The organism is Streptomyces sp. NPDC101225 (genome assembly GCF_044767585.1).
GTDB lineage: Bacteria > Actinomycetota > Actinomycetes > Streptomycetales > Streptomycetaceae > Streptomyces.
The window spans coordinates 108880-134257 of sequence record NZ_JBIWOE010000021.1; the positions used below are offsets into that span (position 1 = coordinate 108880).

The 25378-nt window shown below is 72.4% G+C and carries 25 protein-coding genes; 15 read left to right on the forward strand and 10 right to left on the reverse strand.

The annotated features are described in order from the left end of the window. Nucleotides 1-13 precede the first annotated feature (13 nt). The 4 genes from ACIRPX_RS27105 (at nt 14) to ACIRPX_RS27120 (ending at nt 2512) form a co-directional block, all read left to right on the forward strand. A complete protein-coding gene (locus ACIRPX_RS27105; RefSeq protein ID WP_404199650.1) occupies nt 14-187 on the forward strand; it encodes a DUF4177 domain-containing protein in 174 nt (57 codons plus the stop codon). Further along, a complete protein-coding gene (locus ACIRPX_RS27110) occupies nt 184-651 on the forward strand; it encodes a RidA family protein (protein WP_404199653.1) in 468 nt (155 codons plus the stop codon). The genes ACIRPX_RS27105 and ACIRPX_RS27110 overlap by 4 nt, the downstream gene beginning before the upstream one ends. A gap of 134 nt (nt 652-785) precedes the next feature. Next, nucleotides 786-1661: an NUDIX hydrolase gene (locus ACIRPX_RS27115; protein ID WP_404199656.1), complete on the forward strand. Its 876-nt coding sequence runs from the start codon at nt 786-788 to the stop codon at nt 1659-1661. Nucleotides 1662-1663: 2 nt separating this feature from the next. Beyond that, entirely contained in the window at nt 1664-2512 is an 849-nt protein-coding gene (locus ACIRPX_RS27120; protein WP_404199659.1) for an MBL fold metallo-hydrolase, read from the forward strand. Here the strand turns inward: ACIRPX_RS27120 and ACIRPX_RS27125 are convergent. Both ACIRPX_RS27125 and ACIRPX_RS27130 read right to left on the reverse strand, forming a co-directional pair. Continuing rightward, the gene (locus ACIRPX_RS27125) at nt 2509-3339 is read right to left on the reverse strand and encodes a nucleotidyltransferase domain-containing protein (RefSeq protein WP_404199661.1); all 831 of its coding nucleotides are present in this window, start codon (nt 3337-3339) and stop codon (nt 2509-2511) included. The genes ACIRPX_RS27120 and ACIRPX_RS27125 overlap by 4 nt on opposite strands. A gap of 53 nt (nt 3340-3392) precedes the next feature. Then, nucleotides 3393-4067: a Crp/Fnr family transcriptional regulator gene (locus tag ACIRPX_RS27130; RefSeq protein WP_030942386.1), complete on the reverse strand. Its 675-nt coding sequence runs from the start codon at nt 4065-4067 to the stop codon at nt 3393-3395. A gap of 252 nt (nt 4068-4319) precedes the next feature. On the opposite strand from ACIRPX_RS27130, the gene nth reads away from it, so the two are divergent. The 3 genes from nth (at nt 4320) to ACIRPX_RS27145 (ending at nt 7312) form a co-directional block, all read left to right on the forward strand. Continuing rightward, nucleotides 4320-5207, forward strand: a complete 888-nt coding sequence (nth, locus tag ACIRPX_RS27135) for an endonuclease III (RefSeq protein WP_404199664.1) — start codon at nt 4320-4322, stop codon at nt 5205-5207. Between the two features lie 90 nt (nt 5208-5297). Continuing rightward, nucleotides 5298-5993, forward strand: a complete 696-nt coding sequence (locus tag ACIRPX_RS27140) for an NUDIX hydrolase (RefSeq protein WP_404199666.1) — start codon at nt 5298-5300, stop codon at nt 5991-5993. 119 nt (nt 5994-6112) lie between these two features. Then, nucleotides 6113-7312, forward strand: a complete 1200-nt coding sequence (locus tag ACIRPX_RS27145; protein ID WP_404199669.1) for a MarP family serine protease — start codon at nt 6113-6115, stop codon at nt 7310-7312. 20 nt (nt 7313-7332) lie between these two features. Here the strand turns inward: ACIRPX_RS27145 and ACIRPX_RS27150 are convergent, their stop codons facing one another. The 6 genes from ACIRPX_RS27150 to ACIRPX_RS27175 all read right to left on the reverse strand — a co-directional run bounded on the left by ACIRPX_RS27150 (nt 7333) and on the right by ACIRPX_RS27175 (nt 15440). After that, on the reverse strand, nt 7333-7515 hold the full coding sequence (locus ACIRPX_RS27150; protein ID WP_404199671.1) for a hypothetical protein: 183 nt from the start codon (nt 7513-7515) through the stop codon (nt 7333-7335). Nucleotides 7516-7642: 127 nt separating this feature from the next. Beyond that, complete coding sequence (locus ACIRPX_RS27155; protein WP_404199673.1) at nt 7643-8596, reverse strand: alpha/beta fold hydrolase; 954 nt, start codon at nt 8594-8596, stop codon at nt 7643-7645. Beyond that, a complete protein-coding gene (locus ACIRPX_RS27160) occupies nt 8593-9108 on the reverse strand; it encodes a phage holin family protein (RefSeq protein WP_404199676.1) in 516 nt (171 codons plus the stop codon). The genes ACIRPX_RS27155 and ACIRPX_RS27160 overlap by 4 nt, the downstream gene beginning before the upstream one ends. 60 nt (nt 9109-9168) lie before the next feature. Then, nucleotides 9169-10605, reverse strand: a complete 1437-nt coding sequence (gene nhaA, locus ACIRPX_RS27165; RefSeq protein WP_404199679.1) for a Na+/H+ antiporter NhaA — start codon at nt 10603-10605, stop codon at nt 9169-9171. 214 nt (nt 10606-10819) lie between these two features. Further along, nucleotides 10820-12775, reverse strand: a complete 1956-nt coding sequence (gene acs, locus ACIRPX_RS27170; protein ID WP_404199682.1) for an acetate--CoA ligase — start codon at nt 12773-12775, stop codon at nt 10820-10822. A 214-nt stretch (nt 12776-12989) separates the two neighbouring features. Then, nucleotides 12990-15440 (reverse strand): SulP family inorganic anion transporter, encoded by a 2451-nt coding sequence (locus ACIRPX_RS27175; RefSeq protein ID WP_404199684.1) that lies wholly within the window; start codon nt 15438-15440, stop codon nt 12990-12992. Between the two features lie 337 nt (nt 15441-15777). On the opposite strand from ACIRPX_RS27175, the gene ACIRPX_RS27180 reads away from it, so the two are divergent. Further along, nucleotides 15778-17049, forward strand: coding sequence for a hypothetical protein (locus tag ACIRPX_RS27180; protein ID WP_404199687.1), 1272 nt, complete (start codon nt 15778-15780; stop codon nt 17047-17049). 7 nt (nt 17050-17056) lie between these two features. Here ACIRPX_RS27180 and ACIRPX_RS27185 read toward each other — a convergent pair whose 3' ends face one another. Then, complete coding sequence (locus ACIRPX_RS27185) at nt 17057-18037, reverse strand: ATP-binding protein (RefSeq protein WP_404199689.1); 981 nt, start codon at nt 18035-18037, stop codon at nt 17057-17059. Between the two features lie 101 nt (nt 18038-18138). Between ACIRPX_RS27185 and ACIRPX_RS27190 the strand changes: the two genes are divergently transcribed. Further along, nucleotides 18139-18960, forward strand: a complete 822-nt coding sequence (locus ACIRPX_RS27190; protein WP_404199692.1) for an oxidoreductase — start codon at nt 18139-18141, stop codon at nt 18958-18960. A 390-nt stretch (nt 18961-19350) separates the two neighbouring features. Here the strand turns inward: ACIRPX_RS27190 and ACIRPX_RS27195 are convergent, their stop codons facing one another. After that, entirely contained in the window at nt 19351-20184 is an 834-nt protein-coding gene (locus tag ACIRPX_RS27195) for an HAD family hydrolase (protein ID WP_404199694.1), read from the reverse strand. A 574-nt stretch (nt 20185-20758) separates the two neighbouring features. On the opposite strand from ACIRPX_RS27195, the gene ssd reads away from it, so the two are divergent. The 6 genes from ssd to ACIRPX_RS27225 all read left to right on the forward strand — a co-directional run bounded on the left by ssd (nt 20759) and on the right by ACIRPX_RS27225 (nt 25374). Continuing rightward, nucleotides 20759-21871, forward strand: a complete 1113-nt coding sequence (ssd, locus tag ACIRPX_RS27200; RefSeq protein ID WP_404199697.1) for a septum site-determining protein Ssd — start codon at nt 20759-20761, stop codon at nt 21869-21871. Nucleotides 21872-21942: 71 nt separating this feature from the next. Further along, nucleotides 21943-23097, forward strand: coding sequence for a TadA family conjugal transfer-associated ATPase (locus tag ACIRPX_RS27205; RefSeq protein ID WP_404199755.1), 1155 nt, complete (start codon nt 21943-21945; stop codon nt 23095-23097). After that, nucleotides 23094-23963 carry a type II secretion system F family protein gene (locus ACIRPX_RS27210; RefSeq protein ID WP_404199700.1) on the forward strand — a complete coding sequence of 290 codons (870 nt, stop codon included), beginning with the start codon at nt 23094-23096 and terminating at the stop codon, nt 23961-23963. Before ACIRPX_RS27205 ends, ACIRPX_RS27210 begins: the two co-directional genes overlap by 4 nt. Further along, nucleotides 23960-24748, forward strand: coding sequence for a type II secretion system F family protein (locus ACIRPX_RS27215; RefSeq protein ID WP_404199703.1), 789 nt, complete (start codon nt 23960-23962; stop codon nt 24746-24748). Before ACIRPX_RS27210 ends, ACIRPX_RS27215 begins: the two co-directional genes overlap by 4 nt. A gap of 52 nt (nt 24749-24800) precedes the next feature. Then, nucleotides 24801-25010 (forward strand): DUF4244 domain-containing protein, encoded by a 210-nt coding sequence (locus tag ACIRPX_RS27220; protein WP_404199705.1) that lies wholly within the window; start codon nt 24801-24803, stop codon nt 25008-25010. Beyond that, the gene (locus ACIRPX_RS27225; protein ID WP_404199707.1) at nt 24997-25374 is read left to right on the forward strand and encodes a TadE family type IV pilus minor pilin; all 378 of its coding nucleotides are present in this window, start codon (nt 24997-24999) and stop codon (nt 25372-25374) included. The genes ACIRPX_RS27220 and ACIRPX_RS27225 overlap by 14 nt, the downstream gene beginning before the upstream one ends. Nucleotides 25375-25378 lie beyond the last annotated feature (4 nt).

A 25378-nucleotide genomic window follows, 5' to 3' on the forward strand; every position in this document is an offset into this window, starting at 1 on the left:
CTGGGGTGCCGTCATGGCTGAAGCAAGCCATCGTTCGTGGGAATACGCAACCGTGCCGCTGCTCGTCCATGCCACGAAGCAGATTCTGGACACCTGGGGCGAGGACGGCTGGGAGCTCGTCCAGGTCGTGCCCGGGCCGAACAACCCCGAGCAGCTCGTCGCGTACATGAAGCGGGTGAAGGCATGAGTGCCGTGGAGGCGAAGCTCGCCGAACTCGGCCTGACCCTGCCGAAGGTCGTCCCGCCGCTGGCCGCCTACCAGCCGGCCGTGCAGTCGGGCGTCCACGTCTACACCGCGGGCCAGCTCCCCATGGTCGAGGGCAAGCTGCCCGTCACCGGCAAGGTCGGCGCTGAGGTCACGCCCGAGGAGGCCAAGGAACTGGCCCGCGTCTGCGCCCTGAACGCGCTGGCCGCGGTCAAGTCCGTCGCCGGCGACCTGGACCGCGTCGCGCGCGTGGTGAAGGTCGTGGGCTTCGTCGCCTCGGCCGCCGACTTCACCGGCCAGCCGGGCGTGGTCAACGGCGCGAGCGAGCTGCTCGGCGAGGTCCTCGGCGACAAGGGCGTGCACGCGCGCAGTGCGGTCGGCGTGGCGGTGCTGCCGCTGGACGCACCCGTCGAGGTCGAGATCCAGGTGGAGCTCACCGGGGCGTAGGTCCCGCCGTCCCGGACCGGTCCGGACGTCCGTCCCGGTCCGGACGTCCCGGTGGCGCGGGCGCACGGGCCCGGCCACCGCTCTGACCTCGGAGGCCTCTCGAACATTCGCGCGCCACGGGATAGCCTCCGCCCATGGCGAATGGGCAGTGGTTTCCGCAGGACTGGCCGGAACGTATCCGTGCGCTCTCGGACGGCACGCTGACCCCTGTCGTCCCCAAGCGCGCGGCGACCGTCATGCTCCTGAAGGACACCGACCGCGGTCCCGCCGTGCACATGCTGCGCAGACGCGCCTCCATGGCCTTCGCCGGAGGCGCGTACGCGTATCCGGGCGGCGGCGTCGATCCGCGCGACGACGAGCACCACGTCCGCTGGGCGGGCCCCACCCGCGCGTGGTGGGCGGACCGGCTCGGCGTGGACGAGGCGGCCGCCCAGGCGATCGTCTGCGCGGCCGTGCGCGAGACGTACGAGGAGGCGGGCGTCCTGCTCGCCGGGCCCTCCGCCGGCTCCGTGGTCGGCGACACCACGGGCGAGGAGTGGGAGGCGGACCGCGCGGCCCTGGTCGCCCGCGACTTCTCCTTCGCCGAGTTCCTGGACCGCCGCGGCCTGGTGCTGCGCTCGGACCTCCTCGGGGCCTGGACCCGCTGGATCACGCCGGAGTTCGAGTCCCGGCGCTACGACACCTGGTTCTTCGTGGCCGCCCTCCCGCACGGCCAGCGCACCCGCAACGCCTCCACGGAGGCCGACCGCACGGTGTGGATCCGGCCCCCCGAGGCGGCCGAGGGCTACGACAAGGGCGAGCTGCTGATGATGCCGCCCACCGTCGCGACCCTGCGCCAGCTGCTCCCGTACGGCACGGCCGCCGAGGCGCTCGCGGCGGCTCCCGGGCGGGACATGACCGCCGTACTGGCGCGGGCCCGGCTGGAGGGCGACGAGATCGTGCTGTCCTGGCCGGGGCACGACGAGTTCACCAAGCACATCCCGACCGACCTGCCGACCGGTGGAGCCTGAGCATGACGGACGCAGCCGCTCTTCCCGGCCGGCCGCGGGGCGCGGTCCTCACCGGCCCCGCCACCCCGCGGGCCGTCAACGTGCTGGCGCCCAACGCCTCGGCGATGACCCTCGACGGCACCAACACCTGGATTCTCGCCGAGCCGGACTCCGAGCTCGCCGTGGTCGTCGACCCCGGCCCGCTGGACGAGGGCCATCTGCGCAACGTCGTGGACACGGCCGAGCAGGCCGGCCGGCGCATCGCGCTCACGCTGCTGACCCACGGCCACCCCGACCACGCGGAGGGCGCCGCCCGCTTCGCCGAGCTGACCGGTACGCACGTGCGTGCCCTGGACCCGGCGCTGCGGCTGGGCGACGAGGGGCTGGCCGCCGGAGACGTGGTCACGGTCGGCGGCCTGGAGCTGGGCGTCGTCCCGACCCCGGGCCACACCTCGGACTCCCTGTGCTTCCACCTCCCGGCCGACCAGGCGGTCCTGACGGGCGACACGGTCCTGGGCCGCGGCACGACGGTGGTGGCGCACCCCGACGGCCGCCTGGGCGACTACCTGGACTCGCTGCGACGGCTGCGGTCGCTCACCGTCGACGACGGTGTCCACACCGTGCTCCCCGGCCACGGGCCGGTCCTGGAGGACGCCCAGGGGGCCGTCGAGTTCTACCTCGCCCACCGCGCCCACCGCCTCGCCCAGGTCGAGACGGCGGTCGAGGACGGCTTCGGCACCGCGTCCCAGGTCGTCGCCCACGTCTACGCGGACGTGGACCGCTCCCTGTGGCCGGCGGCCGAGCTGTCGGTGCGGGCGCAACTGGACTACCTGGAGGAGCACGGACTCATCCAGCGCCCCAGCACCCCCTAGTCGTCCCTGGCACTCTTCACGCCGTGCACGCGCGTGTACTCCTGCGCGAGCCACGGGCCCAGGTCCTCGACGTAGGAGCGCAGGACGGCGGCGTCACCGGCCGGCTCCCGGCCGCGCCGGGCCACCGCGCGCATCTGCTCCGCGCGCTGCGGGTAGTACGCGCCGAACGCCTCGGCCATCTCCGCGAGGTCGCTGGTCCAGCCGTTCCAGCGCGGCATGACGAGCGTGAACCCGGTGCGCACGAGGTGCCGGGACATGAACCGCACGAGCGGACGCAGGGCCGCCTCGGAGTTCCCGGAGCCCCCGGCCTCCGCGATCCGCCGCCGCCAGGCGGGCAGCAGCAGGGCGAGGTCCCCGTTGGTCTCGCGGGCGAGCAGGGAGTCGGGCCGGTAGCGGGGCAGGTACTCGGCGAGGTCCTCCCCGAGCAGCGGGGTGCACATGCAGGCCACGAACCACCCCATGTCGTACGTCTCCGCCGCGCTCAGCAGCCGCGCCCGGCCGTACAGCAGCGTGCCGACACCGTCGATCTGCGGGAACTCCTTGTCGACGGCCTCGCCGAGCACCCGGACTCCGGCCCGGTCGGCGTCGGCCGGCTCCTCCCGGAGCGCGACCAGCAGATCTAGGTCACTGCGTCCCACGCGCGCGGTGCCACGCGGGATCGAGCCGTAGAGGTACGCGCTGTGCAGCCGTGCCCCGAACAGCCCGAGCAGCCGGTCCCGTGCGGAGGCCACGACCGGCCGGAAGGCGCGCGGAACACGGCCGAGGGAGCCCTCGCGCTCGATGAAGCCCTGGGGGTCGAGACCCCTGTGGGTCGCGTCGCCGGCCATGGGCCCACCCGTCGGCCTGTCCGGGAGCCCCGGAGGACGGCCGGGAAGGAATGTCAGCGGGACCGCTTGGCCAGGCGCTCGACGTCCAGCAGGATCACGGCCCGCGCCTCCAGGCGCAGCCACCCGCGCTGGGCGAAGTCCGCCAGCGCCTTGTTGACCGTCTCGCGGGACGCGCCGACCAGCTGGGCCAGCTCCTCCTGGGTCAGGTCGTGGACGACGTGGATGCCCTCCTCGGACTGCACGCCGAAGCGGCGGGAGAGGTCCAGCAGGGCGCGTGCGACGCGGCCGGGGACGTCGGAGAAGACCAGGTCGGACATGGCGTCGTTGGTCTTGCGCAGCCGGCGGGCGACGGCGCGCAGAAGGGCGCCGGCCACCTCGGGACGGGCGCTCAGCCAGGGCTGGAGGTCGCCGTGGCCCAGACCGAGCATCTTGACCTCGGTCAGCGCGGTGGCCGTGGCCGTCCGGGGGCCCGGGTCGAACAGCGACAGCTCGCCGATCAGCTCGCTCGGGCCGACGACGGCGAGCATGTTCTCGCGGCCGTCGGGGGAGGTGCGGTGCAGCTTCACCTTGCCCTCGGTGACCACGTAGAGCCGGTCTCCGGGGTCCCCCTCGTGGAAGAGTGCGTCGCCACGCGCGAGGGTCACCTCGCTCATGGAGGCGCGAAGCTCGGCGGCCTGCTCGTCGTCGAGCGCCGCGAAGAGCGGGTTGCGCCGCAGAACGTCGTCCACGAGTACTCTCCTTGTCGACCTGCTCAGGGGATCTTGCTCCCCCTTGGTACCAGGGGACCGTGCTCCCCATCTTGCCGGACGGTCCAAACAGTGTGATCTGTCACAAGGATGCCGCACACCTGTGCCGAGGTAAGCGGCAGGGGTCCAATTGGGGGCCGATCTCCAAGGTCCGGGGCGGATGTCAGTGCCGGGCTCTAGGCTGGCCGGGTGTCCAAAACGCCGGTGAGAGCACAGGCCAAGGGGGCTGGGCGGGTGGTTGTACGTCGTGATTCCGCTGTGGGCGAACAGAACCCCGGCGGTGGAAGAAAACCGGCAAAGGTGACGAAAAGTGCTCCGGTGAAGAAGGCGGCCGCCAAGCCGCCGAAGGAGGAGTCGCGCACCGCGCTGGTCCGCCGCGCCCGCCGGATCAACCGCGAGCTCGCCGAGGTGTATCCGTACGCCCACCCGGAGCTGGACTTCGACAGCCCTTTCCAGCTCGTGATCGCCACGGTCCTGTCGGCGCAGACGACCGACCTCAGGGTCAACCAGACGACGCCGGCCCTCTTCGCCAAGTACCCCACCCCCGAGGACCTGGCCGCGGCCGTCCCCGAGGAGGTCGAGGAGATCCTGCGGCCGACCGGCTTCTTCCGGGCCAAGACCAAGTCCGTCATGGGGCTGTCCAAGGCGCTGGTGGAGCAGTTCGGCGGCGAGGTGCCCGGTCGGCTGGAGGACCTGGTCAAGCTGCCCGGCGTGGGCCGCAAGACGGCCTTCGTCGTGCTGGGGAACGCCTTCGGGCGGCCCGGCATCACCGTGGACACGCACTTCCAGCGGCTGGTGCGGCGCTGGCGGTGGACGGACCAGACCGACCCGGACAAGATCGAGGCCGCCGTCGGCGCGCTCTTCCCCAAGAGCGACTGGACCGACCTCTCGCACCACGTGATCTGGCACGGCCGCCGCATCTGCCACGCCCGCAGGCCCGCCTGCGGTGCCTGCCCCATCGCTCCGCTCTGCCCGGCGTACGGCGAGGGCGAGACGGATCCTGAGAAGGCGAAGAAGCTCCTCAAGTACGAGAAGGGCGGCTTTCCGGGCCAGCGCCTGAGGCCCCCGCAGTCGTATCTCGACGCGGGCGGGAAGCCGGCCCCGCCGCTGGGCGCCGGATGACGGGCGCCCCAGCGCTCAGGGCCCCGATCGGGTGGCCCAGGAACGATCTCGGGCACCCGGGACGTTGGACTCGGCAGGACGGGGGTGGCGATGACGCGCGCGAGTGAGACGCAGGGTGGGCCGGTGACGCTCAGCACCGAGGGGCTGCCCGAGTGGCTGGACCCGGTGGTCCGGGTCGTGGAGACGATTCAGCCGCTCCAGCTGAGCCGCTTCCTGCCCCCGAAGGACGGGGCGGGGCGGCAGTCCGCCGTGCTGGTCCTCTTCGGCGAGGGTGAGCGCGGGCCCGAACTGCTGCTCATGGAGCGGGCCAGTTCCCTCCGATCGCATGCCGGGCAGCCCTCCTTCCCCGGCGGCGCCCTCGACCCCGAGGACGGCGACCCGAAGGCTGACGGGCCGCTGAGGGCCGCTCTGCGCGAGGCCGAGGAGGAGACCGGGCTCGACCCGGCCGGCGTCCAGCTCTTCGGCGTCCTGCCCAGGCTGTACATCCCGGTCAGCGGCTTCGTGGTGACCCCGGTGCTGGGCTGGTGGCGGGAGCCGACCCCGGTCGGCGTCGTCGACCCGAACGAGACGGCGCGGGTCTTCACCGTCCCCGTGGTGGATCTCACGCACCCCGACAACCGCGCCACCACGGTGCACCCCAGCGGCCACCGAGGTCCGGCATTTCTGGTCGAATCCGCCCTGGTGTGGGGCTTCACGGCCGGAATCATCGACCGAGTGCTGCACCACGCGGGCTGGGAGCGCCCCTGGGACCGTGACAAGCAGGTCCCGCTCGACTGGCGGTCATGACAGGGTGTCTGCCGTGCTGTGTCTTCCCGGGGGACGCCGTATCGGATCGCCGCTGCGCGGCGGGCCGGCCCCCGGCCGACCTGAGATGACCGCGAAGTGACGAGGCGAGGCTCGAACCGGTGAACGTGCTGGACATCCTGTTGCTGGTCGCCGCCGTGTGGTTCGCGATCGTGGGCTACCGACAGGGCTTCGTCGTCGGCATCCTGTCGGTGATCGGTTTCCTGGGCGGCGGTCTCGCCGCCGTCTACACCCTGCCCGTCATCTGGGACGCCCTGACCGACAACGCCGAGGTGAGCACGACCGCCGCCGTCGTCGCGGTCGTGGTCGTCATCGTCTGCGCGTCGGTCGGCCAGGCACTCACCACCCACCTGGGCAACAAGCTGCGCCGGTACATCACCTGGTCCCCGGCCCGCGCCCTGGACGCGACCGGCGGCGCCCTCGTCAACGTCGTCGCGATGCTCCTGGTGGCGTGGCTGATCGGCTCCGCCCTCGCCGGCACCACCCTGCCGACCCTCGGCAAGGAGGTCCGCAGCTCCAAGGTGCTCCTCGGCGTCTCGCGGGCACTGCCCGACCAGGCCGACACCTGGTTCGCCGACTTCTCCTCGGTGCTCGCGCAGAATGGCTTCCCGCAGGTCTTCAGCCCGTTCGCGAACGAGCCGATCACCGATGTCCGGCCGCCGGACCCGGCCCTCGCGAACAGTCCCGTGGTCACCCGCGCCAAGCGCTCCATCGTCAAGGTCACGGGCACGGCGCAGAGTTGCGGCAAGGTCCTGGAGGGCAGCGGCTTCGTCTTCGGCGACCGCCGCGTCATGACCAACGCGCACGTCGTCGGCGGCGTCGACGAGCCCACCGTCCAGATAGGCGGCGAGGGCAGGAAGTACGACGCGAAGGTCGTCCTCTACGACTGGCACCGCGACATCGCCGTGCTCGACGTGCCCGGTCTCAAGGCGCCGGCCCTGAAGTTCACGGCCAAGGACGCCCGCAGCGGCGACAGCGCGATCATCGCGGGCTTCCCGGAGAACGGCTCCTACGACGTCCGGGCGGCGCGCGTGCGGGGCCGCCTGCCGGCCAACGGCCCGGACATCTACCACCGGGGCACCGTCCGCCGCGAGGTCTACTCGCTGTACACGACCGTCCGCCAGGGAAACTCCGGCGGCCCGCTGCTCACACCCGAGGGCGCCGTCTACGGGGTGGTCTTCGCCAAGTCCCTGGACGACGCCGACACCGGGTACGCGCTCACCGCGGACGAGATCCGGGAGGACATCGTCAAGGGGCGTACCGCGAACCATCAGGTCGACAGCGACAGCTGCGCCCTCTGAGCCTTCGCGCGAGCGGGGCGTCAGCCCCGGGGGTGACGCAGGCGTACGGAGACCCAGCGTGCCCTGCGGCGCAGGATGCGCGGGATGCCCACCCGGAGGTCCGTGCCCGCTATCTGCGGGGCGGCACCCCGCTGGTGGGAGCCCAGGCCGCCGGCCGAGCGTCGGGTACGTGCCGCGTCACTGTAGTCGTGCGTCCAGCCCATACCCCGACGTCTGCCCCTGCCCCAAGGTCGATAACCGCCCCCAGGGTCCCCAATTGGCCTATGCGCCAGGCAATTGGCCGTTCGTAGGACACGCGTTCAGGTCCCGATACCGGGCGCGTCCGATCGGTCACCGATCGGGTTCGGAATCCTTCAGCCAATTGACCAGTTCTGCACTGAAAGCGGCCGGATCCTCCTCGTGCGGGAAGTGGCCCAGCCCGTCGAACAGCCGCCAGCGGTACGGCGCTTCGACGTACTCGCCGGATCCGGCCGCGCTCCGCGTGCGCATCACGGGGTCGAGCGAGCCGTGCAGATGGAGGGTCGGCACCCGCAGCGGCCGCTTCATCCGCCGGTTGAACTGGATGCCGTCCGGGCGGGCCATCGAGCGGACCATCCAGCGGTACGGCTCGATCGCGCAGTGGGCCGTGGACGGGATGCACATCGCGCGCCGGTACGTCTCCAGGGCCTTCTCGTCGGCCAGGTCCGGCCCGGACCACTCGCGGATCAGCTCGCCGACGAGCGCGCCGTCGTCCGCGGTCAGCTGCCGCTCGGGGATCCAGGGCCGCTGGAAGCCCCAGATGTAGGAGCCCGCGCGCGTCTGCCTGACGTCCGAGAGCATCGCCGAGCGCCAGCGCCGGGGATGCGGCATCGAGGCGACCGCGAGCCGTCGGACGAGCTTGGGGCGCATCACGGCCGCCGTCCACGCCAGATAGCCGCCCAGGTCGTGCCCGACCAGCGCGGCGTCCGGCTCGCCCAGGGAGCGGATCACGCCGGTGATGTCGAGCGCGAGGTTCGCCGGGTCGTAGCCGCGCGGGGTGCGGTCGCTGCCGCCGACACCGCGCAGATCCATGGCGACGGCCCTGAAGCCCTCGTCCGCGAGCGCGGTCAGCTGGTGCCGCCAGGTCCACCAGAACTGGGGGAAGCCGTGCAGCAGCAGGACGAGCGGCCCGTCGCCCACCTCGGCGATGTGGAAGCGCGCGCCGTTGGCGGCGACGTCGCGATGGGTCAGCTTCGTGCCGTCGGGGAGGACGTCGGGCCGTACGACCGAGGCCGGCTGCGCCGAAGGTGTGGCGGGATCCGTCATGAGGACGAGCGTGCCACAGCCTCGATGGCCTCGGGGGCGCGGTCCTCGAGAGCGGGGAGTTCGGGTCGCGGGTGCGGCTTGGCCTTCTGCAGCACGTTCGCCGTCTCCTTCATGGACGCGGCGACCTTCTGCGGGCCCTTGCCCTTCTTCGCCTTCTTCGCGAAGACGACGCCGATCAGCACGAGGACGACGGCGATCAGGACATTGGCCGCGAAGGACAGCAGGAAGCACCAGCCGAGGTTCCAGCCGCCCTCGCCGTTGTGCCCGCCGGTCCAGGCGTGAATGCCGTACGCCAGCGCGAAGTTGAGCATCGGCAGCGAGAACACCAGGATGGCGGCGGCCACCGTGAACGCGCCGCCGCTCGTCGCGCCGCGTTTGACGTCCTGCTTGAGCTGCGCCTTGGCCAGTGCGATCTCGTCGTGCACGAGCGCCGACATCTCGGCCGTCGCGGAGGCGAACAGCTGGCCGATGCTGCGTTCGGCGCCGACCGGGCTGCCGTCGGGTGCGCTCATCGCGGTCTCCCTCTTCTGCCGTACTGCCTTTGAGCGGTCCTTTTGTACCGTCCCGTCAGATCATGCCGGACGGTCGTCGTCCTCGCCTGCCCCGCCCGGTACTTCGGCAAGCGCGCGTCGCTCGGCGGCCTTCACCTCGGCGAGCCTGCGGTGCTCCGCGGCCTTGTTCTCGTGGATCACGGCCATGCGCAGGTGGTACGCCGGATCGTCCTGCTCGTAGATGTCCGGCACGCCGTCGAGGTCGTCGTCGCGCTCCTCGTCCTCGCACATCTCGCGGTACTTGGCGTTGCGTATCTTCAGCAGCACCGTCGCGAGCAGGGCCGCGATCAGCGACCCGCACAGGACGGCGGCCTTCACCTCCTCCGTCAGCACCGTGCTCCCCTCGAAGGCGAGCTCGCCGATCAGCAGCGACACGGTGAAGCCGATGCCGGACAGGGTCGCCACGGCGAACACGTCCGCCCAGGCGAGGTCCTCGCTCAGGGACGCCCGGGTGAAGCGGGCCGTCAGCCATGTGCCGCCGAAGATCCCGACGGTCTTGCCGACCACGAGCCCGAGGACCACGCCCAGCGTCTCCGGCTTGGTGAACACATCGCCCAGGGAGTGGTGGGAGATGGTGACACCGGCGCTGAACAGCGCGAACAGCGGCACCGCGAGACCCGCCGACAGAGGCCGTACGAGATGCTCCACGTGCTCCCCGGGGGAGTGTTCCTCACCCTCGTGGCGGTGGCAGCGCAGCATCAGGCCCATGGCGACGCCCGCGATGGTGGCATGCACGCCGCTGTTGTACATCAGCCCCCAGATGACGAGGGCGAGCGGGACGTAGACGTACCAGCCGCGTACCCCTTTGCGCAGCAGCAGCCAGAAGACGGCGAGGCCCACGACGGCGCCGCCGAGCGCGGCGAAGTCGATGGTGCCGGTGAAGAAGACGGCGATGATCAGGATCGCGAAGAGGTCGTCGACGACGGCGAGGGTGAGCAGGAAGGCACGCAGGGCGCTCGGCAGGGACGTGCCGATGACGGCGAGGACCGCCAGCGCGAAGGCGATGTCGGTGGCGGTGGGCACCGCCCAGCCCTCGAGCGAACCGTGGCCGGTGAGGCTGGTGAGGGTGTAGACGAGCGCCGGTACGGCCATCCCGCACAGGGCCGCGACGACCGGCAGGACGGCTGCCCTGGGGTCGCGGAGATCGCCCGCGACCAGTTCGCGCTTGAGCTCGATGCCGGCGACGAAGAAGAAGATCGCGAGCAGTCCGTCGGCGGCCCAGTGCGCGACCGAGAGGTGCAGGCCGAGGGCCTCGGGGCCGAGGTGGAAGTGGCTGGCGGTCTCGTAACTGTCGTGCAGCGCGGGCACGTTCGTCCAGACCAGGGCGGTGACCGCGGCCACGAGCAGCAGTACACCGCCGACCGTCTCGGTGCGCAGCGCGTCCGCGACGAAGGTCCGCTCCGGCAGGGACAGCCGTCCGAGAACCTTGCGGGCAGGGGTGGTGCGGGGCGCGGCCACGGTGGGGACCTCCGGTCGGTGGGCAGGACTGGCTACTTGCCGACCAGACTTCCCGGCGCACCTTTGCTTAGTTTACCTAAGGTGCAGACGGAGGAATCCGGCGATCCCTACGTTAAGCGGGAAAAGGGCACCCGGCGCGCCTGTGGCCGGGTGCCCTCCCTGACGTTCGCGTCCTCGCGGACTCCTCGCCGGGTGCTCAGTTCTCGCGGGGTGTTCAGTCCTCGCTGGGCGCCGAGGGGAGCTTGGCCTGGATGAGGTCCATGACCGTGGAGTCGGTCAGCGTCGTCACGTCGCCGAGCTGGCGGTTCTCGGCGACGTCGCGCAGCAGGCGCCGCATGATCTTGCCGGAGCGGGTCTTGGGCAGCTCGGCGACCGGCAGGATCCGCTTGGGCTTGGCGATCGGGCCGAGGGTGGTACCGACGTGGTTGCGCAGCTCGCCGACCAGGTCCTCGCTCTCGGCGGCCGTGCCGCGCAGGATCACGAAGGCGACGATGGCCTGCCCGGTGGTCTCGTCCGTCGCGCCGACGACGGCCGCCTCGGCGACCGAGGGGTGCGACACCAGCGCCGACTCGACCTCCGTGGTGGAGATGTTGTGGCCGGACACGAGCATCACGTCGTCGACGCGGCCCAGCAGCCAGATGTCGCCGTCGTCGTCCTTCTTCGCGCCGTCACCGGCGAAGTACTTGCCCTCGAAGCGGGACCAGTAGGTGTCGATGAACCGCTGGTCGTCGCCCCAGATGGTGCGCAGCATCGACGGCCACGGCTCGGTGAGCACCAGGTAACCGCCGCCGCCGTCGGGCACCTCGTTGGCCTCGTCGTCGACGACGGTGGCGGAGATGCCGGGCAGCGGGGTCTGCGCGGAACCGGGCTTGGCCACGGTGACACCCGGCAGCGGCGAGATCATCATCGCGCCGGTCTCGGTCTGCCACCAGGTGTCGACCACCGGTGTGGTGTCGCCGCCGATGTTCTTGCGGTACCAGATCCAGGCCTCGGGGTTGATCGGCTCACCGACCGACCCGAGGACCCGCAGGCTGGACAGGTCGAACTTCGCGGGGATCTCGTCGCCCCACTTCATGAACGTGCGGATGGCGGTCGGCGCCGTGTACAGGATCGACACCCCGTACTTCTGCACGATCTCCCAGAAGCGGCCCTGGTGCGGGGTGTCCGGGGTGCCCTCGTACATGACCTGGGTGGCGCCGTTGGCCAGCGGCCCGTAGACGATGTACGAGTGCCCGGTGACCCAGCCGACGTCGGCCGTGCACCAGTACACGTCGGTCTCCGGCTTGAGGTCGAAGACGGCGTGGTGGGTGTACGCGGCCTGTGTGAGGTAGCCGCCGGAGGTGTGCAGGATGCCCTTGGGCTTCCCCGTCGTGCCGGACGTGTACAGGATGAACAGCGGGTGCTCGGCGTCGAAGGCCTCCGGCGTGTGCTCGGCCGGCTGGCGGTCGACGGCCTCGTGCCACCACACGTCCCGGCCCTCGGTCCAGGCGACCTCCTGGCCGGTGCGGCGGACCACGAGCACGTGCTCGACGTTGTCCACGCGCGTGACGGCCTCGTCGACGGCCGGCTTGAGCGCGGCCGGCTTGCCGCGGCGGTAGCCGCCGTCCGAGGTGATGACCACCTTGGCGTCGGCGTCCTGGATACGGGTGGCGAGCGCGTCGGCGGAGAAGCCGCCGAAGACGACGGAGTGCGCGGCGCCGATCCGGGCGCACGCCAGCATCGCCACCGCCGTCTCCGGGATCATCGGCATGTAGACGGCGACCCGGTCGCCCTTCCGCACGCCCAGCTCCAGCAGGGCGTTGGCGGCCCTGCTCACCTCGTCCTTGAGCTCGGCATAGGTGATGGCGCGGCTGTCGCCGGGCTCGCCCTCGAAGTGGATGGCGACGCGGTCGCCGTGCCCGGCCTCGACATGGCGGTCGACGCAGTTGTACGCGACGTTGAGCTCGCCGTCCTTGAACCACTTGGCGAACGGCGGGTTCGACCAGTCCAGCGTCTCGGTCGGCTCCTTGGCCCAGCTCAGCCTGCGTGCCTGCTCGGCCCAGAAGCCGAGCCTGTCAGCCTTGGCCTGTTCGTACGCGTCCGCCGTGACGTTGGCGTTCGCGGCCAGGTCGGCCGGCGGCGCGAAGCGTCGCTCCTCCTTCAAGAGGTTGGCCAGGCTTTCGTTGCTCACGACATCTCCCTTTCTCAGGGTGTCCGTTGTGTCCCGGGCCACAGCTCATCAGACCCGGGGGGCCGATGACAAGGGCCGACGGCAAAGTGGTTTAGACCTTTCAAGGGAGTGCTGCGGCTCGTGGCGTCATCCGTACCCACGGACCCCGGGGAGACGAAGTTCAGCCTTTGTTACGCCTCTCACATCCCGGTCCGCCGGCACCGCGGGGAGCCGGTCACATCTTTGCCGCTCGGGGAGTGTCCGGCAGGCCGGCCGCCTCCACATGGCCGAACACCCCGTCACCGTCCGCCCCGGTGAGCAGATACGCCTGCGCCTCGCCCACCTGGAAGTACATCCCGTGCAGCGCCAGCGTGCCGTTGCGCAGGGCCCGGGCCACCGATGCGTGGGCGCGCAGATGCTCCAGCTGCTGGACCACGTTGGTCAGGCAGAGCCGCTCGGCCGCGTCGGCCGGCGCCCGGCCCGCCAGCCGCGCCGGCGGCCGGCCGTCGTCGGCCATCCGCTCAAGGCTCGGCAGCCCGTGCCGCAGCCAGCGCCGCAGCGGGGTCGCGGCGCCGCCGGGCTCGGCGGTGAGCAGCGCCTGCATGGCGCCGCAGCCGGAGTGCCCGCACACCGTGATGGAGCGCACCTTCAGCACGTCCACCGCGTACTCGATCGCCGCCGCCACCGAGTCGTCGCCGCCCTCCTCGCCGGGCAGCGGGACGAGGTTGCCCACGTTGCGCACCACGAACAGGTCGCCGGGACCACTGGAGGTGATCATCGAGGTGACCACCCGGGAGTCGGCGCAGGTGAGGAAGAGCTGGGAGGGCTGCTGCCCCTCCCGGGCCAGACGGGCCAGCTCACCGCGCACCAGCGGTGCGGTGTTGCGCTGGAACGCGCTGATGCCGCGCGCCAGTTGGTGTTCGGTGCCGGCGCCGACCCCGGGGCCGTCGCCGTTGCCCGATCCGTCCCGTCCCTCCCGTCCGTCGGGCGCACCGGGGGTGCCGGCGGGACGCGCGGGCCCGGGCCGCTCGCACCGGTGGTTGCGCCACGGCGTCCAGGGACGGCAGCGGCAGCCGACGGATGCCTCGCCCCGGCCCGGCTCGCCCTGCTCCACCCCGGCGCCGGGCGTGGGCCCGTCGGCACGCGCGCCGGTTGCGCGGCCCGCCACCTCGGCGGTGCCACCGCGCGCGGTGTGCGTGTTCTGCCAGTCCTGCAGGGACTCGTACGCCGCGTGGTCCATGAAGGACCCGTCCAACTCCACGACGGCATGGGTGCCTTGGGGGACGAGATGCAGGGCCCGGCTCAGCCGGGGCACCGCGAGGAACGTCAGCTGGCCCCGGACTCGGACGTGATGGACTCCTTGCCTCTCCTCGTGCGTGATGCGGGTGCGGGCGAGGCGGTGCATGGCGACGGCGACGGCCACGGCGATCCCCAGGGCCACGCCCTGCAGGACGCCGAGGAGCACGACGCCGAGGGTGGTGACGGCGTACACCAGCACCTCGCGGTGGCGGGTCACCGTGCGGATGTGGTGCAGGGACACCATCTGGATGCCGACGGCCATCACCAAGGAGGCGAGTGCGGCGAGCGGGATGCACTCCAGGAGCGGGACCATCAGCAGCGCGGCGATCACTACGAGAACGCCGTGCAGCATCGTGGAGTTCCGGCTGACGGCACCGGCCTTCACATTCGCCGAACTCCGCACCGCCACACCGGCGACGGGCAGTCCGCCGAGCGCGCCGGAGACGATGTTGGCGGCGCCCTGCCCGAGCAGTTCACGATCCAGGTTCGCGCGGCGCACACGGGTGGTGAGGCCGGGCCGCGCCGCCACCAGCTTGTCCACGGCGACCGCCCCGAGCAGCGACTGCACACTGCACACGAGGGTGGTGCTGAGCACGGCCGCGGCCAGCCCGAGCACCGGGCCCTCGGGCAGTCCGGCCAGGGCGTGGCTGCTCCAGGACGGCAGGTCGACCCTGGGCAGGCTCAGCCCGGCGAGGGTGGCGGCCGCGGTGGCACCGGCCACGGAGACGAGCGCGCCCGGGATTCTGCGCAGGGCACCGCCCACCCGGCCGGGGATCCGCGGCCAGAGCAGCAGCAGCGTCAGGGTCAGCGCGCTCACGGCCACGGCGGCGGGGTGCAGGTGCGCCAACTGGGCCGGCAGAGCACGGAGGTTGGCGAGCACGGAGCTCTGCGGAGTCCCGCCGAGGACGATGTGCACCTGGGCGACGGCGATGGTGACGCCGATACCGGCGAGCATGCCGTGCACGATGGCGGGGCTGACGGCGAGCGCGGAGCGCGCCACGCGCAGGCAGCCCAGGCCGAGCTGGGCGAGTCCGGCGAGGACGGTGATGGCGCAGGTCGTGCGCCAGCCGTACCGGTGGATGAGGTCGGCGGTGACCACCGTGAGTCCGGCGGCGGGGCCGCTGACCTGGAGCGGGCAGCCGCCGATCCATCCGGCGACGAGCCCGCCGACCGCGGCGGCGACCAGCCCGGCCTGGAGCGGGGCGCCGGTGGCCAGGGCGATGCCCAGGGACAGCGGCAGGGCGATCAGGAAGACGGCGATCGAGGCCGACAGGTCGGCGCCCGCGATGCGGAAGCGGCGGTGCGGGCCGGGCGGTGGGCTGTGGGGCTGGTGGGCGTGCTCGGTCCGGGTCGGGTCGGTGGCGTGGGTGGGGGCGCAGGCGGACATGGTTCCCGTCTCCTCCGGGCGGCGCGGTCGCGGTTCTGGTTCGGCCCCGTCGATGGGCGGGGTGTCGGTCGCGGCCGTGGGTCACGGCGTGCAGCGGCGGGATGCATCAACGCTCGGTAAACAGATCGTAATTCAGAGTAAAGGACGGGCATGGACTTTGCTGGCAAATGGGGTATCGAACCGTTCCAATGAGTGAAGCGGTCATTTCATCGGCTTGTCGTACTAATTCCTTCTCGGCCTCGTGCGACCTTGGCGGCGCTGCCGGGTCTTCCCGGCAAAACACCAGAAAACGCCTCCATCGGCGTTGGCCTGAGAGAAGGAAGAAGGTGAGCGGAACATGGCCGCCACCCACAGGATCACCGCGGGCGCCGTGCTCGCCGCGGCCTGTGCCGCGTCCGTCGCCGGCTGTGCGCTAGGCCCCAACGGTCACAAGGACGGGGCTCCCGGCCCGCAGAAGGCCAAGCCGGCCCGGGCGCCGGGGAGCGTCGTCCGGCTGATCGGTGACGGCTCCACCGCGTACACCGGAGCCCAGCCGCACCTGCCGAGACCGCAGCGGCTCGAGCCCGGCCAGAAGCCCCCGCAGTTCGTCGTCTTCTCCTGGGACGGCGCGGGCGAGGACAGCCAGAAGCTGTTCTCCCACTTCCGCAAGGTCGCCAAGGCCAACAACGCGACAATGACGTTCTTCCTCAGCGGCGTGTACATGCTCCCGGAGGAGAAGCGCGACCTCTACAAGCCGCCGCAGCACTCGCCGGGCCGTTCCGACATCGGCTTCAACGACGAGAAGGGCATCGCCGACACCGTGAAGCAGCTGCGCCTGGCGTGGCTGGAGGGCAACGAGATCGGCACCCACTTCAACGGCCACTTCTGCGGCAAGAACGGCGGGGTCGGCGAGTGGTCGGTGGATGAGTGGAAGAGCGAGATCTCGCAGGCCAAGCAGTTCGTCAAGACCTGGAAGACCAACACCGGGATGAAGAAGGCGGCCCCGCTGCCCTTCGACTACGACAAGGAACTCATCGGCGCGCGCACACCCTGCCTGGAGGGCCAGAAGAACTTCATGCGGGCCGCGAGCCAGATGGGCTTCCGCTACGACACCAGTGGCGTCAACGAGCAGGTCTGGCCGAAGAAGAAGCAGAACCTGTGGGACCTGTCGATGCAGCTCGTGCCCTTCCCCGGGCACTCCTACGAGCAGCTCACCATGGACTACAACTTCATGGTCAACCAGTCCGGCACCCGGACCCAGGGTGATCCCGACAAGTACGCGTACTGGGGCGACCAGATGCGCGACGGCCTGCTCAAGGGCTTCCGCCGCGCCTACTACGGCAACCGCGCGCCCCTGATCATGGGCAACCACTTCGAGTCGTGGAACGGCGGCACCTACATGCGGGCCGTCGAGGAGGTCGTCGAGAAGGTCTGCAACAAGCCCGACGTGCGCTGCGTGTCCTTCCACCAGCTCGCCGACTGGCTGGACGCCCAGGACCCGAAGGTCCTGGCGAAGCTGCGCGCCCTGAACGTCGGCGAGGCCCCGAAGCAGGGCTGGGCCCACTATCTGTCGGGCAGCCCGGCCCCGGCTCCGAAGGGCGCTCCGGGGGCGCCGCCGGCCAAGGGATAGCCCCGCGTCACACGGGGGCGGTGACGCTCTCGCCCAGCACGAAACCGGGGTCGACCTGCGCCGCCAGGTCGGCCCCCGCACGGGCGCTGCCCCACGCGTCCGCGTTCTTCAGGTGGAAGTGCACCATCTGGCGGGTGTAGCGCTCCGCGTCGCGCAGTTCGTACGTCGCGTCCGCGGCGATCCGCAGGGCACGCAGAGCGCTGTGGTTGACGTCCTCCAGGAGCTCGAACCGGGGCGGGCGGCCCTTCTCCATGGCGCGCACCCAGTCCGACTGCCCGACCGTCACCAGCAGGTCGTCGCCGACCTCGGCGCGCAGGAAGTCGACGTCCTCCCGGCCCTGCACCTTGTTGCCGACGACCTTGACCACGACGCCGAAGTCACGGGCGTACTCCTTGTACTGGCGGTAGACGGAGACCCCCTTCCGGGTCGGCTCGGCGACGAGGAACGTGATGTCGAAGCGGGTGAACATGCCGGAGGCGAAGGAGTCCGAGCCGGCCGTCATGTCCACCACGACGTACTCGCCGCGGCCGTCCACCAGGTGGTTCAGGCACAGCTCCACCGCCCCCGTCTTGGAGTGGTAGCAGGCGACCCCCAGGTCGGCGTCGGTGAAGGGGCCGGTGACCATCAGACGGACGGCGTCGCCGTCGAGTTCCACCGGCCGGGCGCAGGCGTCGTAGACCGGGTTGTCCTCGCGGACGCGCAGCAGCCGCGAGCCCTCGCCGGGCGGCGTGGTCTTGATCATCGTCTCGGCGGAGGCGATACGCGGGTTGGAGCCGCGCAGGTACTCCTTGATCAGCGGCAGCCGGTCGCCCATCGCGGGCAGCGCGGCGGCCTCCGCCTCGTCGAGGCCGAGCGCGGCGCCCAGATGCTGGTTGATGTCCGCGTCCACCGCGACGACCGGCACCCCGGTGGCCGCGAGATGGCGGACGAACAGGGAGGACAGGGTGGTCTTGCCGCTGCCGCCCTTCCCGACGAAAGCAATTTTCATGTTCACGAAGAGTAGTCGCCGTATAGCTGTATGTGACAGAGGGGCGTGAAGAAGACCACTCGATCGTGGGGCGCGCTCCGGAGGTGGCTAGGGTCGTACTCATGAGTACGACAGGCGCGACCGCCGATCCGCTCGCGGCCCTGGGCTCGCTGCCCGGCGTGGCCGAGTCCGTGGAGTCCGTGCGCAAGGCCGTGGACCGGGTCTACGGGCACCGGGTGATGCGGCGCCGCAGCAACGAGATCACCTCCGAGGCGGCACTGCGCGGTGCCCGCGGTTCCGCGGCGCTCTCCGGCGCCGACTGGGAGCTGGAGGAGGTGCGCCGGCGCAGCGACTTCGCTGGCGACGACGCGCGCGTGATGGGCGCGGCGCTGCGGCTGACCGCGGAGGCCGGCCAACTGCTGTCCATCTGGCGGCAGTCGCCGCTGCGGGTCCTGGCCCGGCTGCACCTGGTGGCCGCCGCGACCGGCGGCGACGAGGTCGGGCGGCCGCGGCAGGCCGGCGAGCCCGTCGACGAGCCGCTCGTCGAGCTGGACCTGCCGGGTGCCGACGAGGTGCACGGCCGGCTGGAGGGGCTGTCCGATCTGGTCATCGCGGGCAGTTCCGCCCCCGCCCTGGTCATGGCGGCCGTCGTCCACGGCGAGCTGCTCGCGCTGCGCCCCTTCGCCTCCTGCAACGGCCTGATCGCGCGCACCGCCGAGCGCATCGTCCTGGTGGGCAGCGGTCTCGACCCCAAATCGGTCTGCCCGGCCGAGGTGGGCCACGCCGAACTGGGCCGCGCGGCCTATCTCGCCGCGCTGGAGGGATACGTCTCCGGGACGCCCGAGGGGATGGCCGCCTGGATCGCCCACTGCGGCAGGGCGGTCGGGCTGGGCGCGCGCGAATCCACGGCCGTGTGCGAGGCGCTGCAGCGCGGGGCGGCGTAGCGGGGCTCGAAAAGATGCGGCGGTACGAGGATTCGTACCGCCGCTGGCATGCCCACCGGGTTACCAAGCGTCCTCGATGTGTTGCCCATCAGGTCGGGACTTTGCCCGTCACCTGGTGCGGCTGGCCCGTAATCGACGGGTCGACGTCGCGTGGGTGCTCGGTGTTCATGCTCGGTCCGTGGGGCCAAATGCGTTTTTAAGGTGATCCTTTCGGATGTCCTTGGTCTCGCGGGCCGTTAACCCCTTTGTACTCCAGGACCGAACCAAGCGGAACCCCTCGCTGTACTTCTTTACTTTTGGTCTCAAATAGGTTGCAAACGGGCGCCGGTATGGCGAACGAGGCCCGAGTGTTGCGGATTCAACGGGTTGTTGTTCCCGGGATTCCGTAACTCAAAGAGGCATCGCCCGGCGACGGTTGGCGTACCAGACCAGACCCGCGGTAGCGGCCGCGGCGCCTATCGCGGCGGCCGCGACGAGGGCCGGGCGGGGCGGTACGGAGAACCCCGGGATCCGCTGCTTGAGCCGGACCGGACGGTGGAAGTCGAGGATCGGCCACCCGCGCGCGAGTGCCTCGCGACGCAGCGTCCGGTCGGGGTTCACGGCGTGCGGATGACCGACCGCCTGGAGCATCGGCAGGTCGGTCACCGAGTCGCTGTAGGCGTAGCAGCGCTCCAGGTCGTACCCCTCCGACAGGGCCAGCTCCTTGATGGCCTCGGCCTTCGTCGGGCCGTAGGCGTAGTACTCCACCTCGCCGGTGAAACAGCCGTCCTCGCCCACGACCATGCGCGTGGCCACCACGCGGTCCGCGCCGAGCAGCTCGCCGATCGGCTCCACGACCTCCGCGCCGGACGTCGACACGATGACGACGTCGCGGCCGGCGGTGTGGTGCTCCTCGATGAGGGAGGCGGCCTCGTCGTAGATGATCGGGTCGATCAGGTCGTGCAGCGTCTCGGCGACTATCTCCTTGACCTGCTGGACGTTCCAGCCGCGGACGAGTGAGGACAGGTACGCGCGCGTCCGCTCCATCTGGTCGTGGTCCATGCCGCCGACGAGGAAGACGAACTGGGCATATGCGGTACGCAAGGCGGCCCTGCGGTTGATCAGGCCGCCTTGGTAGAACGACTTGCTGAACGTGAGTGTGCTCGACTTCGCAATGACCGTCTTGTCCAGGTCAAAGAAGGCCGCTGTGCGGGGCAAGGAGTGGTTTTCCACGACCCCGAGCATAGGCGCAGCCCATTCGGCGTAAGGTGAGGCGCGTGGGTTTGCCTGAGAGGGCTCTCGGGTACACCATGGAAGTCACGGATCGTTCGCGACCGTGCTAACCCGGCCCGGCTCCTCCCCCCCCGAGTCGGCCGTGGAGACGACCCCCACTCTCCCCCCCGGTGGGGGTCGTCGCATGTCCGGGCGGGTTTTTCCTTTTTTCATGCGGTTGTACGGCCGTTGCGTGGCGGCCCCGGCCGTCGCGTCGCCATGCCCAAGATTCGTCACTGTGTGTAGTTGTCGGGCTGCTCTGCGGCAGTCGTGCGGGGCGTGTGGAGGCGTCACCGCTAAGGGTGACGGCGATATTCACAACCGCTGAGCCGTCCACAGTTATCGACCAAGATCCACACGATTTCCGGGACCGCTGCACGGTGATTCAAACGCGTCTCGCCCGGGCCGAGTTCATGGCCGGTTCCGGTTTGCCGGGCGGGTTTGGCCGGTTCGTATCGGCCGTTCATATGAAGGCCGGTTGCCGGTTCTTCGGACGTTTGGGAATCGCGTGACCGCAGGGGCTGCGCGAGAGATGCAGCGAAGGGGGATGGAAACCGTGACCGGAGCCGTCACACACGAACCACCGTCCGCCGCCTCGGGGCGGCAGGCCGGACCACTGATCGTCACGGAGGACGCCGAACTGCTCGACGACCTGTTGCGCCTGTGCGCCGCGGCGGGCGCGACACCCGAGGTCCACCACTCGTTCCCGGAGCGCGCGGGCAGCTGGGAGGCGGCACCGCTCGTCCTGGTCGGCGACGACGCCGCGCGGCGGGTGCGCGGGGCCGCGCGACGGCGAGGGGTGGTGCTGGTCGGCCGCGACCAGGACGACTCCGGGGTCTGGCGCCGCGCCGTCGAGATCGGCGCGGACCACGTCCTGATGCTGCCCGACGGCGAGCAGTGGCTGGTCGACCGCATCGCGGACGTGGCCGAGGGGGTGGGCCGGCCCGCTCTCACGGTGGGCGTCATCGGCGGTCGCGGCGGGGCCGGGGCGTCCACGCTCGCCTGCGCCCTCGCCGTCACCTCCGCGCGGGAGGGACTGCGCACCATGCTGGTGGACGCCGATCCGCTCGGCGGCGGACTGGACGTCCTGCTCGGCGGCGAGAGCGCCGCGGGGCTGCGCTGGCCCGCCTTCGCCGCCTCCCGCGGCCGGGTCGGCGGCGGCGCGCTGGAGGAGTCGCTGCCGCAGCTCCACTCCCTGCGCGTGCTCAGCTGGGACCGCGGCGACCGTGTGGCCGTCCCGCCCCAGGCCGTGCGGGCGGTGCTGGCCGCGGCCCGGCGGCGCGGCGGCACCGTGGTGGTCGACCTGCCGCGCCGCGTCGACGACGGCGTCGCCGAGGCGCTCGCCCAGCTCGACCTCGGGCTCCTGGTGGTCCCCGGCGAACTGCGCGCCGTGGCGGCCGCCGGACGGGTGGCGTCCGCCGTCGGCATGGTCCTGCGCGACCTGCGGGTGGCGGTACGGGGGCCGTACGCACCCGGGCTCGACGACCGCGAGGTGGCCCGGCTGCTCGGACTGCCCCTGGCCGGAGAGATGCCCCTGGAGTCGGCGCTGCTGCGCCCCGGGGAGGCCAAGGCGCCGCCGGCGGCCGGTGGCCGCGGCCCCCTCGCGCGCTTCTGCAAGGAGTTCTGGGAGCGGTCGCTGGCGGAGGCGGGTGCCGCATGAGCGCGGGATCGAAGGCGCCGCCCGCGCTGTGGCGGCCGGGCCGGACGGTGGCCCGCACCGAGGCGGCGGACATGCCGCCCGGGCTCCTGGACGGCGTACGGCGGTGGCTGGTGGAGAGCGGAGCCGAGCCGACACCCGCGCGCGTGGCGCAGGCGCTGCGGGAGCAGGGGCGGGTGCTCGGGGACGCCGAAGTCCTCGGCGCGGCGGCACAGTTGCGGTCCGAGCTGGTCGGCAGCGGCCCGCTGGAGGCGCTGCTCGCCGACCCGTCGGTGACCGACGTGCTGGTGACGGCCCCCGACCGGGTCTGGGTGGACCGGGGCGGTGGGCTGGAGCTGACGCCGGTCTCCTTCCCGGACGCCACGGCGGTGCGACGGCTCGCGCAGCGGCTGGCCGCGGTGGCCGGCCGGCGCCTCGACGACGCGCGGCCGTGGGCCGACGCCCGGCTGCCGGACGGGACACGGCTGCACGCGGTGCTGCCGCCGGTGGCGGTGGGCTGCACCTGCCTGTCGCTGCGGGTCGTACGGCCACGGGCGTTCACCCTCGACGAGCTGGTCGCGGCGGGCACGGTGCCGCCGGGCGGGGGACGCGTGCTGCGGGCGCTGATCGAGGCACGGCTGTCCTTCCTGATCAGCGGCGGGACCGGCAGCGGCAAGACGACTCTGCTGAGCGCGCTGCTGGGGCTGGTCGGACGCGGCGAGCGGATCGTGCTCGCGGAGGACTCGGCGGAGCTGCGCCCGGACCATCCGCATGTCGTCCGCCTGGAGACCAGACCCGCCAACCAGGAGGGCGCGGGACGCGTCACGCTCCAGGACCTCGTGCGGCAGGCGCTGCGGATGCGCCCGGACCGGCTGGTCGTGGGTGAGGTGCGAGGGCCCGAAGTGGTGCATCTGCTGGCCGCGTTGAACACCGGGCACGAAGGCGGCTGCGGCACCCTGCACGCCAACGCGGCGGCCGACGTGCCGGCCCGGCTGGAGGCGCTCGGCACGGCGGCCGGACTCGACCGGGCCGCGCTGCACAGCCAGTTGGCGGCGGCGCTGTCGGTGATCCTGCATCTGGTGCGGGACCGGTCCGGGCGGCGCCGCATCGCCGAGGTGCATGTGCTGGAACGGGATCCGTCGGGGCTGGTGCGGACGGTGCCGGCGCTGCGGTGGGGTGCGGAGGCGTTCGCGTACGAGCAGGGCTGGGAGCGGCTGCGGAGCCTGCTGCGGAACGAGGGGGAGCGATGACGGGTATGGACGGTACGGCGACGGGGGCCGCCGTGATGTGTGCGGGTGCGGCGGCCGTGCTGATGAGCGGGTGGCACTCAGGGGCGCGGCGGGCCCGGCTGCTGCTCGCGGGCGGCGGTGCGGCGGCGAGCGGGCCACCCGCCCGGCGGGAGGTGCCCCAGGGACTGCGACGGGTTCGCGGGCGGCTGCGGGCCGAGTGGTGGGCGCCGGCCGCCGGGGTCCTGCTGGCGGTGCTGGGCGCCTCGGTACTGCCGGTCGTCGCGGGGGCGGCCGGGGTACCGCTGCTGCGGCGGCTGCGGCGGGCCGCCGAGGCGCGGCGGGCCCGGGAGCTCCGTCGCGACGCGGTGATCGCGCTGTGCGGGTCCCTCGCCGGTGAGGTGCGGGGCGGGCGGCAGCCGGGCGAGGCGCTCTTGAGCGCGGCGCGGGACTCCGGCGGGCTCGGAGACGCGCGGGCCGCGGTGCTGGCGGCGGCGCGGTTCGGCGGTGACGTGCCGGGTGCGCTCACGGCGGCGGCCCGGCAGCCAGGCGCCGAGGGGCTGCTGGGTCTCGCCGCGTGCTGGCGGGTGGCCGTGGATCAGGGCGCGGGTCTGGCGGCCGGACTCGACCGGCTCGAAGGGGCGCTGCGCGCGGACCGGGACCGGCGTGCCGATCTGCGGGCGCAGCTGGCCGGGCCGCGGTCCACGGCGGCGATGCTCGCGGGGCTGCCGGCCGTCGGTCTCGCCCTCGGTGCCGCCCTCGGGGCCGATCCGCTGCGTGTGCTGCTCCACACCGGCGCCGGGCTGGGCTGCCTGTGCGTCGGCGGTGCGCTGGAGGGCCTCGGGCTGTGGTGGGCGCTGTCGATCGTACGGCGGGCGGAGGCGGCATGAGCGCGGAAGTTGTCCACAGGCTGGGGGCGGCCTCGGGGGTTCTGATCGCCCTCGGGTGGCTGCTGCACCGGCTGGAGGCGGTCCGGCGGGAGCGGAGGGTGGCCCGGCGGCTGGCCGCGCTGGTGGCGGACGCCGAGGAGAAGCGCCGCGGACCGCACGTCGAGGTACGGGACGCCGTGCGGCGGTGGCTGCCCGCGGCGGGCGTGGTGTGCGCCGGGTGGGTTCTGGCCGGCGGCCTCCTCGGTGCCGTCCTGGGGCTGGCCGTCGCGGGCGCGCTGTGGTGGTGGCGCGGCAGACAGACGGCCGCGACCGGCGCGGAGGTGTACGACCGGGGCGAGGCGGCCCGTCAACTGCCGCTCTCCGCCGACCTGGTGGCCGCCTGCATCGCCGCCGGGGCGGGGCCCGTCCTCGCGGCGCGGGCCGTGGGCGAGGCTCTCGGCGGGCCGGTCGGGGACGCGTTGGCGCGGGGTGCGGCCGAGGTACGGCTCGGTGGTGAACCGGCCGACGCATGGCGGAGGCTGGCCGCGCTGCCCGGCGCCGAGGCGCTGGCGCGGCTGCTGGAGCGGGCCGACGTGTCCGGGCTTCCCGCCGCCGTGCCGGTCGCCCGGCTCGCGGCGGACGTCCGCGCCGACTGGGCCCGCACCGCCGCGGCCCGGGCCCGCCGGGCGGCCGTGCTGGTCACCGCACCGGTGGGGCTGTGCTTCCTGCCCGCCTTTATCGCGGTCGGCGTCCTGCCCGTGGTGATCGGGCTCGCGGGCGGGGTGCTGGGAGGAGGCGGTGGATGACCGGAGCGGGCGGTCGGTGTCGTACGGCGGATGGTCAACGGGACGGAACCTCATGGGGGTCGGGATGAGCAGGACGGTGCGGACGCTGGTGTGCAGGGCAGGGGCGGCGCGGAGGGATGCGGGGATGGTCACCTCGGAGTACGCGATGGGGATCGTCGCGGCGGTGGCCTTCGCGGTGGTCCTCTACAAGGTGGTGACGAGCGGTCAGGTCAGTGCGGAGCTGCAGGGCATCGTGAAGCAGGCGCTCGATGGCCGGATGTGAGCGGGGACGGAGGACGGGCACGGACCGGGGGTTCGTGACGGCGGAGTCGGCCGTCGTGCTGCCCGTGCTGGTGATGTTCACGACGGCACTGGTGTGGGGGCTGCTGGTGGTGGCCGCGCAGATCCAGTGCGTGGACGCGGCGCGGACCGGGGCGCGCGCGGCGGCCCGGCAGGATCCGCCCGGCTCGGTGGTCGAGCTGACCCGCGCGGCGGCCCCGCGCGGAGCGCGGGTCACGGTCGGCCGGGAGGGGGACCGGGTCCGGGTGGTCGTGGTGGCGAGGCCGCCCGTGCTGCGCGGCCTGCCCTTCGACGTACGGGAGGAGGCCGTGGCCCTGGCGGAGGAGACGGCGGGGGTGGGGTCGTGAGGCC